This window comes from Streptomyces tibetensis (assembly GCF_007655005.1).
Lineage (GTDB): Bacteria > Actinomycetota > Actinomycetes > Streptomycetales > Streptomycetaceae > Streptomyces > Streptomyces tibetensis.
Genome location: NZ_SZVW01000026.1, coordinates 69,290 through 82,974 on the forward strand (window position 1 = coordinate 69,290; position 13,685 = coordinate 82,974).

At 73.5% G+C, this 13,685-nt stretch carries 13 protein-coding genes and 1 pseudogene; 7 read left to right on the forward strand and 7 right to left on the reverse strand.

Going from position 1 to position 13,685, the window contains the following annotated elements; translation table 11 throughout:
• Positions 1–17 precede the first annotated feature (17 nt).
• A pseudogene (locus tag FDO69_RS35265) lies at positions 18–597 on the reverse strand (Uma2 family endonuclease).
• A 163-nt stretch (positions 598–760) separates the two neighbouring features.
• Here FDO69_RS35265 and FDO69_RS35270 point away from each other — a divergent pair.
• The 4 genes from FDO69_RS35270 to eda all read left to right on the forward strand — a co-directional run bounded on the left by FDO69_RS35270 (position 761) and on the right by eda (position 3,687).
• Entirely contained in the window at positions 761–1,516 is a 756-nt protein-coding gene (locus tag FDO69_RS35270) for a MerR family transcriptional regulator (RefSeq protein ID WP_104786670.1), read from the forward strand.
• Positions 1,513–2,091 carry a hypothetical protein gene (locus FDO69_RS35275; protein WP_104786673.1) on the forward strand — a complete coding sequence of 193 codons (579 nt, stop codon included), beginning with the start codon at positions 1,513–1,515 and terminating at the stop codon, positions 2,089–2,091. Before FDO69_RS35270 ends, FDO69_RS35275 begins: the two co-directional genes overlap by 4 nt.
• Positions 2,092–2,192: 101 nt before the next feature.
• Entirely contained in the window at positions 2,193–2,975 is a 783-nt protein-coding gene (gene yaaA / locus FDO69_RS35280) for a peroxide stress protein YaaA (protein WP_104786676.1), read from the forward strand.
• A 61-nt stretch (positions 2,976–3,036) separates the two neighbouring features.
• Complete coding sequence (gene eda / locus FDO69_RS35285) at positions 3,037–3,687, forward strand: bifunctional 4-hydroxy-2-oxoglutarate aldolase/2-dehydro-3-deoxy-phosphogluconate aldolase (RefSeq protein ID WP_104786679.1); 651 nt, start codon at positions 3,037–3,039, stop codon at positions 3,685–3,687.
• Here eda and FDO69_RS35290 read toward each other — a convergent pair.
• Genes FDO69_RS35290 through FDO69_RS35300 form a run of 3 tightly spaced genes read right to left on the reverse strand, consistent with a single transcriptional unit; the run spans position 3,662 to position 6,980 of the window.
• Entirely contained in the window at positions 3,662–5,365 is a 1,704-nt protein-coding gene (locus tag FDO69_RS35290; protein ID WP_104786682.1) for a bifunctional RNase H/acid phosphatase, read from the reverse strand. The two genes, eda and FDO69_RS35290, sit on opposite strands and share 26 nt — an antisense overlap.
• Before the next feature lie 20 nt (positions 5,366–5,385).
• Positions 5,386–6,129 carry a zinc ribbon domain-containing protein gene (locus tag FDO69_RS41660; protein ID WP_104786685.1) on the reverse strand — a complete coding sequence of 248 codons (744 nt, stop codon included), beginning with the start codon at positions 6,127–6,129 and terminating at the stop codon, positions 5,386–5,388.
• Entirely contained in the window at positions 6,126–6,980 is an 855-nt protein-coding gene (locus FDO69_RS35300) for a Nif3-like dinuclear metal center hexameric protein (protein WP_104786688.1), read from the reverse strand. The genes FDO69_RS41660 and FDO69_RS35300 overlap by 4 nt, the downstream gene beginning before the upstream one ends.
• Before the next feature lie 197 nt (positions 6,981–7,177).
• On the opposite strand from FDO69_RS35300, the gene FDO69_RS35305 reads away from it, so the two are divergent.
• Entirely contained in the window at positions 7,178–8,476 is a 1,299-nt protein-coding gene (locus FDO69_RS35305; protein ID WP_104786691.1) for a hypothetical protein, read from the forward strand.
• A gap of 97 nt (positions 8,477–8,573) precedes the next feature.
• Positions 8,574–8,741 (forward strand): hypothetical protein, encoded by a 168-nt coding sequence (locus tag FDO69_RS41405; protein WP_167526744.1) that lies wholly within the window; start codon positions 8,574–8,576, stop codon positions 8,739–8,741.
• Positions 8,742–8,849: 108 nt separating this feature from the next.
• Here FDO69_RS41405 and FDO69_RS35310 read toward each other — a convergent pair whose 3' ends face one another.
• The 3 genes from FDO69_RS35310 to FDO69_RS35320 are packed head-to-tail and all read right to left on the reverse strand — an operon-like array spanning position 8,850 to position 11,807.
• Entirely contained in the window at positions 8,850–9,830 is a 981-nt protein-coding gene (locus FDO69_RS35310; protein WP_104786694.1) for a 3-oxoacyl-ACP reductase, read from the reverse strand.
• Between the two features lie 11 nt (positions 9,831–9,841).
• Positions 9,842–10,918: a Zn-dependent alcohol dehydrogenase gene (locus tag FDO69_RS35315; protein ID WP_104786697.1), complete on the reverse strand. Its 1,077-nt coding sequence runs from the start codon at positions 10,916–10,918 to the stop codon at positions 9,842–9,844.
• A 31-nt stretch (positions 10,919–10,949) separates the two neighbouring features.
• Positions 10,950–11,807, reverse strand: a complete 858-nt coding sequence (locus FDO69_RS35320; RefSeq protein ID WP_104786700.1) for a MaoC/PaaZ C-terminal domain-containing protein — start codon at positions 11,805–11,807, stop codon at positions 10,950–10,952.
• A gap of 315 nt (positions 11,808–12,122) precedes the next feature.
• Here FDO69_RS35320 and FDO69_RS35325 point away from each other — a divergent pair, with 315 nt between their 5' ends.
• Positions 12,123–13,676 carry a sensor histidine kinase gene (locus tag FDO69_RS35325; protein WP_170320989.1) on the forward strand — a complete coding sequence of 518 codons (1,554 nt, stop codon included), beginning with the start codon at positions 12,123–12,125 and terminating at the stop codon, positions 13,674–13,676.
• Positions 13,677–13,685 lie beyond the last annotated feature (9 nt).

Here is a 13,685-nt window from a genome sequence, read left to right on the forward strand (position 1 = left end):
CCCCCGCCCTCAGGGGATCAGAGGAGGTCGGCCGTGTCCAGGTCGAAGGCGAACGGTTCCGGAAGAGCGATGGGCTTGCCGAAGGGGCGGGCGCAGTGCTCCCGGTAGTCGTCGTCCTTCGGCTCGCTGAACACCGTGACTTGTGCCGTGTCCCGGTCGACGAGCAGGCAGAGCGGGATGCCCGCGCGGGCATAGCAACGGCGTTTGGCCTCGCGGTCGGCCTGCGGCTTGGTGGAGGTCACCTCCATCACCATGGCGACGCCTTCGCATGACATCCAAGAGCCGACCCCGCCGAACAAGTCCCGCTCGATGGGGCCGGAAGGTGACGTCCGGAACCAAGTGGTTCTTGGGGCAGGAGCCCCCGCTCCTCATCTTCAGCCCCTTGTTTCCCGAGAAGTCCATGTCGGTCCGGGAGCGCCTGATCACTTGCCTCACGATCCTGCTGATGTACTTCTCGTGATCCCCGTCCGGCGGCGGCGTCACAACGATCTCCCCCTCGATCAGCTCGGCCCGGAAGCCCTCCGGCGTGTCCAGGGCGAGGAAGCCCTCCAGCAGGACGTCTTCCTGCGAGAGCGGCTCGTGGGCCATGGCAGTCATGTCACGCCCCTCCTTCTGTCGCCCGCCAGACTGGGACATCGCCGAACCACCCGCCGTGAGATCGGGAACCGCTCCCTCGATCGTGGCACACGATCATGGTCGTCGTCAGAAGGCCGGACGGCGTGCTTGACCCTGCCGCAGCGTCAACGTCTTCACTGGTGGCATGCGGATCGGAGAACTCGCCGGCGTCGTCGGCGTCACCACGCGGGCCGTGCGGCACTACCACCATCTGGGGCTGCTGCCCGAGCCCGAGCGGCGGGACAACGGGTATCGGGAGTACGGGTTGCGGCATGCCGTGGTGCTGGCGCGGATCCGGCGGCTGACGGAGCTGGGGCTGGGGCTCGCGGAGGTGCGGGACGTGCTCGCGGACGAGGCCGGCAAGGACCTCGTCGAGGTGCTGACCGAGCTGGACGAGGATCTGGCGCGGCAGGAAGAGGCCCTGCGGGAGCGGCGGGCGCGGTTGCGGGTCCTGCTGGAGGTGGAGGGCGGGTTGCCGGCGGAGGGTCCGGTGTCACCGGAGCTGGCCGCGCTGTTCGCCGGCACCGCGCACCTGTCGGACTCGCCCATGGCCGTCAAGGACCGCGAGATCATCGCGTTCCAGGAGACCGCCGTGCCGGACGGGGAACGGGAGCGGCTGGTGTCGTCGGTGGGCGAGGCGCTGGGGAGTCCGGAGGCCGTGGCGCGGGCCGGTGAGGCCTATGCGCTGCTCGACGCGCTCGCCGGTGCCGGGCCGGACGATCCGCGCGTCACCGAGGCGGCCCGGGCGCTCGCTGACTGCATACCGCCGGGGCTGTTGCCGGAGGGTGGGGAGGCCGACCAGGACGACAGCTTCCTGCGCGCGTTCTACGACGACCTCGCACCGGCCCAGGCGGAGGCTGTCCGCCGTGCGCTGCGGATCCTCACCGAGGAGCGGCGATGAGGGTCGGGTGGCTGCTGGTCCGGCACGAGGTGCGGTTGCTGGCGAGTCTCGCCCTGTGGGTGGCGCGGCGTACGCACGGGGCGGGCAGCGGGGTGGCCTTCGGGTATGCGCGGGGGCAGGGCGCGGTGATGGCCGGGTTCGCTTTCGTGTGCTTCGTCGAGACGGTCGCGTTGTCCGTGCTGCTGCGGGACTGGCCCGCCGTGCACGCGGCGTTCCTCTTCCTGGACGTGTACACGATCGTGTTCGTCGTCGGGCTGCACGCCTCGTCCGTCGTCCGTCCGCATGTGCTGGATGCGGCCGGCGGAACCCTGCGGATACGGCGGTACGTCCATGTCGACCTGCTGGTGCCGCTGGAGCGGATCGGCTCCGTACGGCGTGAGCTGCGGATGACGCACGAGCCGGCCGACGAGGAGCTGGATGTGGAGGTGGGCTCGCAGACCAGCGTCACGCTCGAACTGACCGAACCCGTCACGCATGTCGGCTTCTTCGGGCGGCGCCGGGAAGTGCGGGTCGTCCGCTTCCACGCCGACGACGCCCACGGGCTCGTGCGCGCCCTCGGCCGGGCACGCTGCTGAGCCCGCCGACGGGCTCGTGCGCGCCCCCGGCCGGGCACGCTGCTGAGCTTCCCCCGGGCCCCCGTACGCTGTCGGCGGAGTTCGATCGAAGGAGTACCCCCGTGCTTGTCCTGCTGCCGCCGTCCGAAGGCAAGGCCTCCTCCGGCCGCGGTGCCCCGCTGAAGCCGGAGTCGCTGTCGCTGCCGGGGCTGACCGCCGCCCGGGAGGCCGTGCTCACCGAGCTGGCCGAGCTGTGCGCCGGCGACGAGGACAAGGCACGCGAGGTGCTGGGGCTGAGCGAGGGGCTGCGGGGCGAGGTCGCGAAGAACGCGGAGCTGCGCACGGCGGGGGCGCGGCCGGCCGGGGAGATCTACACCGGCGTGCTCTACGACGCCCTCGGCCTGGCGTCGCTGGACACGGCCGCCAAGCGGCGGGCCGCGCGGTCGCTGCTCGTGTTCTCCGGGCTGTGGGGTGCCGTGCGGGTGACGGACCGGATTCCGTCCTACCGGTGCTCGATGGGTGTGAAGCTGCCGGGGCTCGGGGCGCTGGGCGCGCACTGGCGTACGCCGATGGCGACGGTGCTGCCCGAGGTGGCCGGGGGCGGGCTGGTGCTGGATCTGCGGTCCGCCGCGTACGCCGCCGCGTGGAAGCCGAAGGGGGAGGTCGCCGGGCGGACGGCGTCCGTGCGGGTGCTGCACGCGCCGACCCGGAAGGTGGTCAGCCACTTCAACAAGGCGACCAAGGGGCGGATCGTGCGCAGCCTGCTGACCTCCGGGACCGACCCGAAGGGTCCCGCCGAGCTGGTGGAGGCGCTCCGGGATCTCGGGTACGTGGTGGAGGCACAGGCGCCCGCGAAGCAGGGGCAGGCCTGGTCGCTGGATGTGCTGGTGGATGAAGTGCACTGACGTCGTTGCATGAGGCGCAACGACCTTTGCGCACTGTGCATGCCGACGGCAGGATGACGCCATGGTCTCCCCTGCCCTGCCCGCCTCCGTGCTGGACCTCGCGCCCGTCGTTCCCGTCGTCGTCATCGAGGACGTGGGCGATGCCGTACCGCTCGCGCGGGCGCTGGTCGCGGGCGGGCTGCCCGCGATCGAGGTGACGTTGCGGACGCCCGCGGCCCTGGAGGCGATCCGGGAGATCGCCCGGGAGGTGCCGGGGGCGGTGGTCGGGGCCGGGACGGTGATCCGGCCCGAGCAGGTCGGACAGGCGGTGGCGGCGGGCTCACGGTTCCTGGTCAGTCCCGGCTGGACGGACGGGCTGCTGGAGGCGATGCGGGCGTCGGGGGTGCCGTTCCTGCCGGGGGTGTCGACCGCGTCCGAGGTGGTGGCGCTGCTGGAGCGCGGGGTGCGCGAGATGAAGTTCTTCCCGGCGCAGGCCGCGGGCGGAACGGCGTACCTGAAGTCGCTGTCGGGGCCGTTGCCGCAGGCGCGGTTCTGCCCGACGGGCGGGATTGGCCCGGACACGGCTCCGGACTATCTGGCCCTGCCCAACGTCGGGTGCGTGGGCGGGAGCTGGATGCTGCCGCGGGATGCCGTCGCTTCGCGCGACTGGGGCCGTGTCGAGGCGCTGGCCCGGGAGGCGTCGGCGCTCAGCGCAGGTGGGACGTGTCGTTGAGGAGGCGGACGCTGGCGTTGCCGTCCGCGTAGTAGGCGACCACCGACAGGGACGCGGCCGACAGTTCCATCCGGAACAGGGACTCGGGCGGGGCGCCCAGGGCGAGCCGGACGAGCGTCTTGATCGGGGTCACGTGCGTGACGAGCAGGACCGTGCGGCCCGCGTGGGTGGCGACCAGCTTGTCGCGGGTGGCGGCGAGCCGGACGGCCGTCGCCGCGAAGCTCTCGCCGCCTCCGGTGGGTTCGGCGTCCGGTGAGGCCAGCCAGGCGTTCAGGTCGTCGGGGTGGCGCTCGCGCACCTCGGCGAAGGTGAGTCCCTCCCAGGCGCCGAAGTCGGTCTCGCGCAGTCCGTCGTCGATGGCCACGTCGAGTCCGAGCCGGGCGGCGACGATCCCGGCGGTCTCCCGCGTACGGGCCAGCGGCGACGACACGACGGCCTGGATCGTGCCCCGCCTGGCCAGCATCGCGGCGGCCCGCTCGGCCTGGTCCCGTCCCACGTCGGACAGGGAGGGGTCGGTGCCACCGCTCCCGGAGAACCGCTTCTGAGGGGTCAACGGCGTCTCGCCGTGCCTCAGCAGCACGAAGGTGGCGGGTGCGCCCATGTCGGCGGGGGCCCAGCCGGGGGCGGCGACGGCCTTGGCGGCACGGGTGTCGGCGCCGGCCTTCGCGGCTTGAGCGGCACGGGTGCCGGCGTCCCCCTGCGCGGCTTGAGCGGCACGGGTGTCCCCGCTGCCCTTTGCGGCCTGGGCAGCGCGGGTGTCGGCCCCGACCTTGGCGGTCTGGGCATCGGTGTCGGCCTTCGCGGCACCGACGGATGCACGGGCATCGGCGTCGGCCTTCGCCGCGCGGGTGTCGCCATCGGCGTCGGCCTGCGCTGCCTCCGGGCCCGAGCCCGCCGCCGCGGCGCGGGTGTCGACATCGGCGTCGTCCTGCACGGCACGCGCACCCTCGACGGCCCGCGCGGCACGCGCATCGGCGTCATCCGCCGCCGAGCCGGAAGCCGCCGCGGCCGGGACGCCCCGGCCGGATTCCGTCGAGGCCCGCGCGGCATCCGGGCCCGAGCCGGCCGCCGCGGTCTCCGCGGCCGCCGCGCGGCCTTCCGCCAGGGCTCCGCGCACTCGCGCCGCACCCGCCGCCGCGTCACCGGGCGGCTCCGGCGGGACAACACCCTCAGCACCCCCGGCGCCCCCAGCGCCCCCAGCGCCCCCAGCCGCAGCCCCGGCCGCCGTGTCCAGTTCCGCTGTCGACTCCGCCTCCGACCACCGCTCGCCCCTGGCCCCCGCGTCCATCGCCTCGTTGGCCAGCCGGTCGGCGTGCTTGTTCTCGGCCCTCGGCATCCACTCGTACGTGACCCGACCCGGCGGGAAGACCCGGGCGGCCTGCGCGGCCAGGGGCTTCATGTCGGGGTGCTTGATCTTCCAGCGGCCGGACATCTGCTCGATGACGAGCTTGGAGTCCATCCGGACGTGGACCGTCGCGTCCGGGTCCAGCGCGTGGGCGGCGCGCAGGCCGGCGAGGAGGCCGCGGTACTCGGCGACGTTGTTCGTGGCGACGCCGAGGTACTCGGCGGTCTCGCGCAGGGTCTCCCCCGTAGCCGCGTCGCTGACCACGGCCCCGTAGCCGGCCGGCCCCGGGTTGCCCCGTGACCCGCCGTCGGCCTCGACGATGAACTCCCGCACTGGAAGGGCTCCCTGAAAGCCTAGAGGCCGGACTCGGACGTGCGCACCAGGATGCGGCGGCAGTTCTCGCAGCGGACCACCGTGTCGGGAGCCGCCTTGCGGATCTCGGCCAGCTCGGTGATGGCGAGCTCCTGCCGGCAGCCCTGGCAGCTGCGCGCGTACAGCTTCGCCGCGCCGACGCCGCCCTGCTGGCCGCGCAGCTTGTCGTAGAGCCCCAGCAGATCGGCCGGAATCGAGCCGGCGACGACCTCGCGCTCCTTGGTGATCGTGGCGACCTCGCCGTCGATCTGCTCGAAGGCGGCGTCGCGGCGCGCGGTCGCGTCGTCGATCTTCGACTGGACGGAGGAGACGCGCTCGGTCAGCTCGGCGACCCGCTCCTGCGCGGACTCGCGGCGCTCCATGACCTCCAGCACCACGTCCTCCAGATCGCCCTGCCGCTTGGCGAGGGAGGCGATCTCGCGCTGGAGGTTCTCCAAGTCCTTGGGGGAGGTGACGGCGCCCGAGTCGAGGCGCTGCTGGTCGCGGGTGGCGCGCTGGCGCACCTGGTCCACGTCCTGCTCGGCCTTGGTCTGCTCGCGGGCGGTGTCGCTCTCCTCGGTCTGCGCGGCCACGAGCAGGTCGCGCAGCTGGGTGTGGTCCTTGGTCAGCGACTCGATCTCGGCGTGCTCGGGCAGCGACTTGCGCTTGTGCGCGAGCTGCTGGAGGCGGACGTCGAGGTCCTGGACGTCGAGGAGACGGATCTGGTCGGCGGGCGCGGCGTTCAGTTCGGGGCTCCAAGGGGATCAGAAGGGGACGAGGCCGCGTGCGCGGTCCAGGGGTCGGTGACCGTCTTCGAGACGTGGACGCGCAGGTCCCATCCGTGCCGGTCGGAGATCTCGTCGAGCTGGCTCGCGGCCAGCTCGCACCAGGGCCACTCGGTGGCCCAGTGCGCCGCGTCGAGCAGCGCGAGGGGGGTGTGGGCGCGGGCCTCGGAGACGGGGTGGTGGCGCAGGTCCGCGGTGAGGAAGGCGTCGGCCCCGGCGGCGCGGACGTGGTCGAAGAGGCTGTCGCCGGAGCCGCCGCTGACGGCGACCGTGCGCACGAGCGCCTCGGGGTCGCCGGCGACGCGGATGCCCTGCGCGGTGGCGGGCAGCCGTTCGGCGGCGCGGGCGGCGAGTTCGCGGACGGTCACCGGGTGGTCCAGCGCGCAGAGCCGGCCGAGGCCCCGGCGGCCCTCGGGGTCGCCGGCATCGGGCACGAGCGGCCCGGTGACCCGCAGGTCCAGGGCGCCCGCGAGGGCGTCGGAGACACCCGGGTCGGCGGTGTCGGCGTTTGTGTGGGCGACGTGCAGCGCGATGTCGTTCTTGATGAGGGTGTGGACGACACGGCCCTTGAAGTGCGTCGCCGCGACCGTCGTCGTGCCGCGCAGATAGAGCGGGTGGTGGGTGACGAGCAGGTCGGCGCCCAGCTTCACCGCCTCGTCGACGATCTCCTGGACCGGGTCGACGGCGAACAGGACCCGCGTGACCTCCTGGTCCGGGTCGCCCGCGACGGTGCCGACCGCGTCCCAGGACTCGGCCCGCTCGGCGGGCCACAGGGTCTCCAGCGCGGCGATGACTTCAGACAGACGGGGCACGGGAGCAAGGCTACCCGCCTGATCTGTGGCGTTGCACCGCCACCGCCCGCTCCCGGCACCCATCGCCCCGCTCAGCACAATCGCCCCCTTTTCCTCAGGCGAATCGTTCCTGGAACACCCTTATGTGTGAAGCCCGCTGCCGCGGAATTCCACACTCCTGCAGGCGAACTACCTTCGTCACTGGAGGTGACCGATCGATGACGGTCTGTGCTGTCGAGCCTTCGGCGGGATTCGAGAACGGTGACGAGTACGGCGGCTGGGACGGCCGCGGAGACGGCCGCGGGGACGGGTCCGCGCCGGCCGGCTGCACATTCACCGCGGACGGCGCCTACGGCGCGCGTCTCGCGTCGGCAGGCGGCTCCTGGTATCCGGAGCGCTGGACCCTGGACGGCCCTGAGCCGTACGCGGTGCCCCTGCCGCGCAACCAACCGGAGGAGCCCGGCACCGAGGTGCAGCCGATGGCCGACGGGCGGGTGCTCATCCACCGGGTGGTGGGCGGGCGGCACGCCTTCTCTCTGCTGTACCCGACCGGCCCGGGCACCGGCGAGCTGCCCCTGGGTGCGGTCGGCTGTCCGGACCGGTCCGGCCGGCTGCGGCTGCTGCCACCCGCCCCGGACGGCGAACGGGCCTACGCCCTCGCCGTGGGGCCGCGCACGACGTCGGTGTGGCTGGTGGCGGGCGGTGCCTTCGGGCCCGAGCGGCTGGCGGAGCTGCCCGGCCGCTGCTCGGGCGGGGTATGGCTGGACCGGTCGGGACGGATGCTGGCACTGGACCGGGAGACCGAGGGCCGCACCAAGGCCGTCGTGGTGGACCTGGAGTGCGGCGGTGAGGTGTCGCCGCTGCTGCAGATCGCCGCCGACAGCGACGACCGGGTGCTGCTCGCCGACCACGACAGCGGGCTGCTGATCGTCCGCTCGGACGCGCCCTCGCCGGGGCAGGACCGGCTGGGCTGGGGTGTCCTCGGCAGCACGCTCCCGGTGCGCTTCCCGGAGTGCCTGCGGGTGCGGGACTGCTCCGTCACACCGTTCGCCATCCAGCCGGGGCAGGTGCTGACGCCCGAGAGCTGCGCGGTGGCGTTGCGGGTGGACGGGCCGACGGGCAGCTGGGTCGCTGTCTGGCGTCCCGCCGAGCGGCGGGTGCACCATCTCCGGGCGCCCGAGGGGTGGTTGACGGGTACGGGCCTGTGGACAGCGGAGGGGGTGCTGCGGCTGCCGTACGCGACGGAGGCCGTGCCGTGCGGGGTGGCGCAGGTGAGCCCGCCCCCCGCCGCCGAGCCGGAGCCCGGGGCCGTGCCGGGGCCGCAGGCGCAACAGCCGCCGTCGCAACAGCCGCCCTCGCAACCGCAGCAGGCGGCCCCGCCTCCTGGACACCCGGGACGGCTCACAGCGCCGGGCGAGCCCTGCCCGCCGGCCCCGGCCGCCCAGCCTCCGACGCCCTCGGCCGCACGTCCTGTGCCCCTTCAGGAAGCGCCGTTGGGACGCCTTGTAACGAACTAGTGCCGGTTGGCGTGGCCGCCTGGATCCGAGGTCAGGGGTGCCGGTTAGACTCACCCGGCTGTAAAAAAGATCATGTTGACGGGGTGAATTCCATCCGATGAGCGACGCCAGCACGAGCCACCCGAGCAATGCCGACGTCCAGCAGCCCTCCTCCGGCCCCGGCCGGCACCGTGGTGAGGTCTCCACGCAGGACGGCGAGACGGCTCCGCGCGGACGTCACCGCAAGCCGGTGGCGAAGACCGAGCAGGCCGTGACCGCGGCCTGACGGCACGCCGGTCACCACACCGAGAACGGCCCTTCCCGCCACAAGCGGGCAGGGCCGTTCCGTGTCTGTCGCCGCCCGTCACCGCCCGGCACCCGCTTGCGGCCGCTTTCACCCGCGCTTCAGACCCAGCACCTCCGCCGCGGCGAACGTCTCCCCCGCCGGCCGGTCCGCGTAGTACGGGCCGAGGACCGCCTCCAGTTCGTCGTAGGTGAAGGTGTCCTGCTTGCTGTCGAACCTGGCGGCGACCCGCGGCCGTTCGACGACGGCGACCATCCCGCCGTGCACCACGAGGAGCTGCCCGTTGACGTGGGCGGCGGCGGGCGAGGCCAGATAGCCGACGAGCGGGGCGACGTGCTCGGGGGCGAGCGGGTCGAGAGCGGCGCCGGACGGCTGCTCGATGCCCGCGAAGACGTCCTCGGTCATCCGGGTGCGGGCACGGGGGCAGATGGCGTTGGCCGTGACGCCGTACCGGGCGAGGGCGAGGGCGGTGGAGGTGGTGAGGCCGACGATCCCGCCCTTGGCCGCCGCGTAGTTGGGCTGTCCGGCGGAGCCCGCGAGGAACGCCTCCGAGGAGGTGTTCACGATCCGCCCGAACACCGGCTCCCCGGCCCGCTTGGACCGCTCCCGCCAATGCGCGGCGGCGAACCGGGTGGTGTTGAAATGGCCCTTGAGGTGCACGCGGACGACGGAGTCCCACTCCTCCTCGGTCATCGAGAAGACCATGCGGTCGCGCAGGATGCCCGCGTTGTTGACGAGGATGTCCAGCTTGCCGTACGCGGTGACGGCCGACTCGACGAGCGCCCGGGCCTGCGCGAAGTCGGAGACGTCGCCGCACTGCGCGAGGGCGCTCCCGCCCGCCGCCCGGATCTCGGCGGCGACCTCCTCGGCGGGCCCCGCCGCCGCCTCGCCCGTGCCTCCCCCAAGCTCTCGGCTCCCCTCGAGCAGGGGGGACCCCCCTCGGCCGGGCTGCCCGTAGTCGTTGACGACGACGGCGGCGCCGAGCCGGGCGAGTTCCAGCGCCTCGGCCCGGCCGATCCCGCGGCCGGCGCCCGTGACGACGGCGGACAGCCCCTGAAGTGGCAGTGACATCGGCGGAGTCCTCAGATCTCTATGCAGGTACGCAGGGACGTCCCGGTGCGCATCTGGTCCAGCGCCTCGTTGATGTCGGCGAGCGGCACCCGGTGGGTGATCAGGCCCGCCAGGTCGATCCGGCCCGCACGCCACAGGGCGATGGTGCGTTCGTAGGAGGTCAGCACGTCGCCGCCGCCGTACATGGACGGCAGGATCCGCTTCTCGTCGAAGAACAGCTCGAACATGCTGAGCTGGAGGAAGTCGTCCATGGCTCCCGCGCCGACGATGACGAGGGTGCCGCCGCGCCGGGTGTTCTCGTAGGCGGTGCGGGCGGTGGCGGACCTGCCGACGACCTCGAAGACGTAGTCGAAGCCCTCGCCGCCGGTCACCTGCTGCTTGGCGTCGGGCAGTTCCTCCGGGGAGACGGCCCGCGACGCGCCGAACCTCAGTGCCGACTCGCGGCGCGAGGCCACCGGGTCGACGGCGACGATCTCGGCGGCGCCCTTCAGCCGGGCCCCCTGGATCGCGGAGATGCCGACGCCCCCGCAGCCGATGACGGCGACCGACGAACCGGCTTCCACGTCGGCCGTGTTGAGCGCGGCGCCGAGGCCGGTGGTCACCCCGCAGCCGATGAGGGCGGCGATGTCGAAGGGCACGTCGTCGGGTATCGGCACCGCGCAGCCGGCGTCGACGACGACCTCCTCGGTGAAGGTGCCGGTGCCGGCGAAGCCGAAGAGGTCCCCGCCGGGGCGCTTGAAGTTGGGGGTGCCGGCGTTCATGAACCCGGCCAGGCACAGCTGACTCTGGCCGCGCTTGCAGGCGGGGCAGGCGCCGCAGGCGGGCAGCCAGCACACGACGACCCGGTCGCCGGCCTTCAGCCGGCCGACGCCCTCGCCGACTTCGAGGATCTCTCCCGCCCCCTCGTGGCCGGGTACGAAGGGGCCGGGCTGCGGGAGCACGCCGCTCATGGCGGACAGGTCCGAGTGGCACAGCCCCGTGGCGCGCACCCGGATCCTGACCCTGCCGGGCCCGAACCCCACCGCCTCGACGTCGTCGAGGACCTCCAGCTTGTCCTGGCCGATCTCGTGCAGTACGGCTGCGCGCATTGTGCGGGCTCCCCTCGTACGGCGTGGTGGTTCAGGTGTGTTCGACGACGGTGTCGGCGAGGACGGGAGCGTCCTCGCGCTCGACGGCACTGACGGCGACCCGGGTGGAGCCGGGTGTGTGCCACATGCGGATCCGCAGGGTCTCCCCCGGGTACACGACCCCGGCGAACCGGGTGGCGTAGGAGCGCACCCGGGTCACGTCCCCGCCGAGCAGGGTGTCGACGACCGCCTTGAGCGTGATGCCGTAGGTGCACAGGCCGTGCAGGATGGGCCGCTCGAATCCGGCGACCTTGGCGAACTCCGGGTCGGCGTGCAGCGGGTTGAAGTCACCGGAGAGGCGGTAGAGCAGGGCCTGGTCGTCGCGGACCGGCCGTTCGACGGTCCGGTCGGGCTGCCCGACGGGGGGTTCGAGGCGGGCGGAGGGGCCGCGGTCGCCGCCCCAGCCGCCCTCGCCGCGGATGAAGATCTGGGCGTCGTTGGTCCACAACGGGCCTTCGGTGTCCGCGACGTCGGTGCGCAGCACGAGGACGGCCGCGGTGCCCTTGTCGTACACGGCGGCGATCCGGTTGGTCGCGGTGGCGGTGCCCGTGGCCGGGATGGGCCGGTGGATGACGAGGTTCTGGCCGCCGTGCAGGACGCGGGCCAGGTCGACCTCGACGCCGGGCATGGACAGCCCGCTGGTGACGCCGGGCTTTCCGCCGCCGGCGGCGGTGGCGAAGCTCGGCAGGACGTGCAGCCGGGTCTCCAGGGTGTAGCGCAGTTCGTCGGGGTCGGTGGCGGGGCTGCCCGCGCCGATGCCCAGGTGGTAGAGCTGCACGTCCTTGGGGTCCCAGGAGAGTTCGCCGGTCCGGGGTGCGGCGGCGAGCGCCTTGGCTGCGTCGATGGGCATGGGGCTCCTGATCGCCGGAGGAAGGACCTCGGTACGGCCGTCCGCACCGTCGGCCGCACCGAGGCCGTCTGGGACCGGACCGGGACGCGAACTGAAACGCGTTCCAGTCCCGCGCCCTCTGTATAGCCGAGGCCCCGGCAGTTGTGAAGACTCCTGACGCCGTGTCAGATCGGCGGGCGATGACATATGTCCTGCCGCGGTCCGTACAAGCGCATCTGCCGCGCGGCCCGGCGGGTCCGTACCGTCGTTGCCATGACCACGCGGGCCCGGCGGGTCGTGCCGTTCGCCGGCGCGGTCGGGACGAAGGAGGGGGAGATGTCCTGGAGAGACAAGGTCAGGTGCCGGTTCGAGGCCATGCGGTCGGATGTCCGTGAGGCCCGGGAGCACCAGCGCTACTACAAGGCGAACAAGGGCCGGCTCAAGGCCGAGTGTCGGGCGGCCCGGAAAGCGGGCGGACCCGACGCGGCCGCCGGCCCGCCGCCCACCGGGTTCACCCTGCTGCCGTGGCTGCTGCTGGGGATGGGCGCCTTCTCCAACCTCTTCGAGGGCCGCGCCGCGGACCCGTGGATCGGCGGCCTGGGCCTGCTGACCTTCAACAGCCTGTACATCTACGTGGCGTTCCGCTCGTTCGACAAGCGGACGCGCGAGGCCCTGTCCACCCGGGTCGCACTCGCCCTGCTGGCGGCCGTGACCTGCGCGCTCGCCGCCGGCTACGGCGGCAACTGGCTGCTGTTCTTCCCCCTGCTCGGCCTGGCGACCGGCGCGGCCCTGCGGCTGAGGCACCTGCGGCCCGCCGGTACGGTCCTGGCGGTACTGGCGGGCGCGGTGGCCTGGTTCCACGACGGCTGGGGCGGCCTCGACATCGCGTACGCCACCTGGATCTCCACGATGGTGACGGCCGCGATCATGCGGCTCTCCGAGGCGGTGCGCGAACTGCGCGCCGCCCGTGAGGAGCTGGCCCACCGGGCGGTCGAGAAGGAACGGCTGCGCTTCTCCCGCGACCTGCACGACCTGCTCGGGCACACGATGTCGGTGATCGTCGTGAAGTCGGAGGCGGCCCGTCGGCTGGCCGGCCGCGACCTGGACGCGGCGCTGGCCCAGATCACCGACATCGAGGCGGTGGGCCGGCAGGCCCTGACGGAGATCCGCGAGGCGGTGAGCGGCTACCGGCAGGGCAGCCTCGCCGCGGAACTCGACCGGGCCCGCTCGGTCCTGACGGCGGCGGGCATCACGCTCGTGGTGAGCCGCTCCGGCCCGCCGCCCGGGCCGCAGACGGAGGCACTGCTGGGCTGGGTGGTCCGGGAGGCGGTCACCAACGTCGTCCGGCACAGCGGGGCGGGGCGCTGCGAGATCACGCTGGCGGGAGGCGGGGAGCGGGTACGGCTGACGGTTGTGGACGACGGTGGCGGGGCCGTCGCCGGGGACACGGTGCTGCGCTGCGACGCGGCACCTACGGGTTCCGACGGCAAGGGGCTGAGCAACTGTGACGGCACAGGACTCACCGGCTCCGCCCGCACGGGCGCCGGTCCCCACAGCACAGGACTCACCGGCTCCGCCCGCACGGGCGCCGGTCCCCACAGCACAGGACTCACCGGCTCCGCCCGCACAGAGGCCGATTCCACCCGTACAAGGGTCGACTCCGCCGGCACAGGGCTGACCGGCCTGACGGAGCGGCTCGCGGCGGCGGGTGGCTCGCTGAACGCGGGGTCGCGGGCCAGGGGCGGCTTCGCGGTGGCGGCGGAGCTTCCGGCGGACGCGGCGGAGGAGCGGCCGGAGGGGTCGGGGGCGGCGGGCTTCCGCAACGACCCGGACGTGTACGTTGGCCGGTGGTCCGCGCGACCACACGTCGAGGCCGCCGGGAACGGTTGAGGGCCCTAG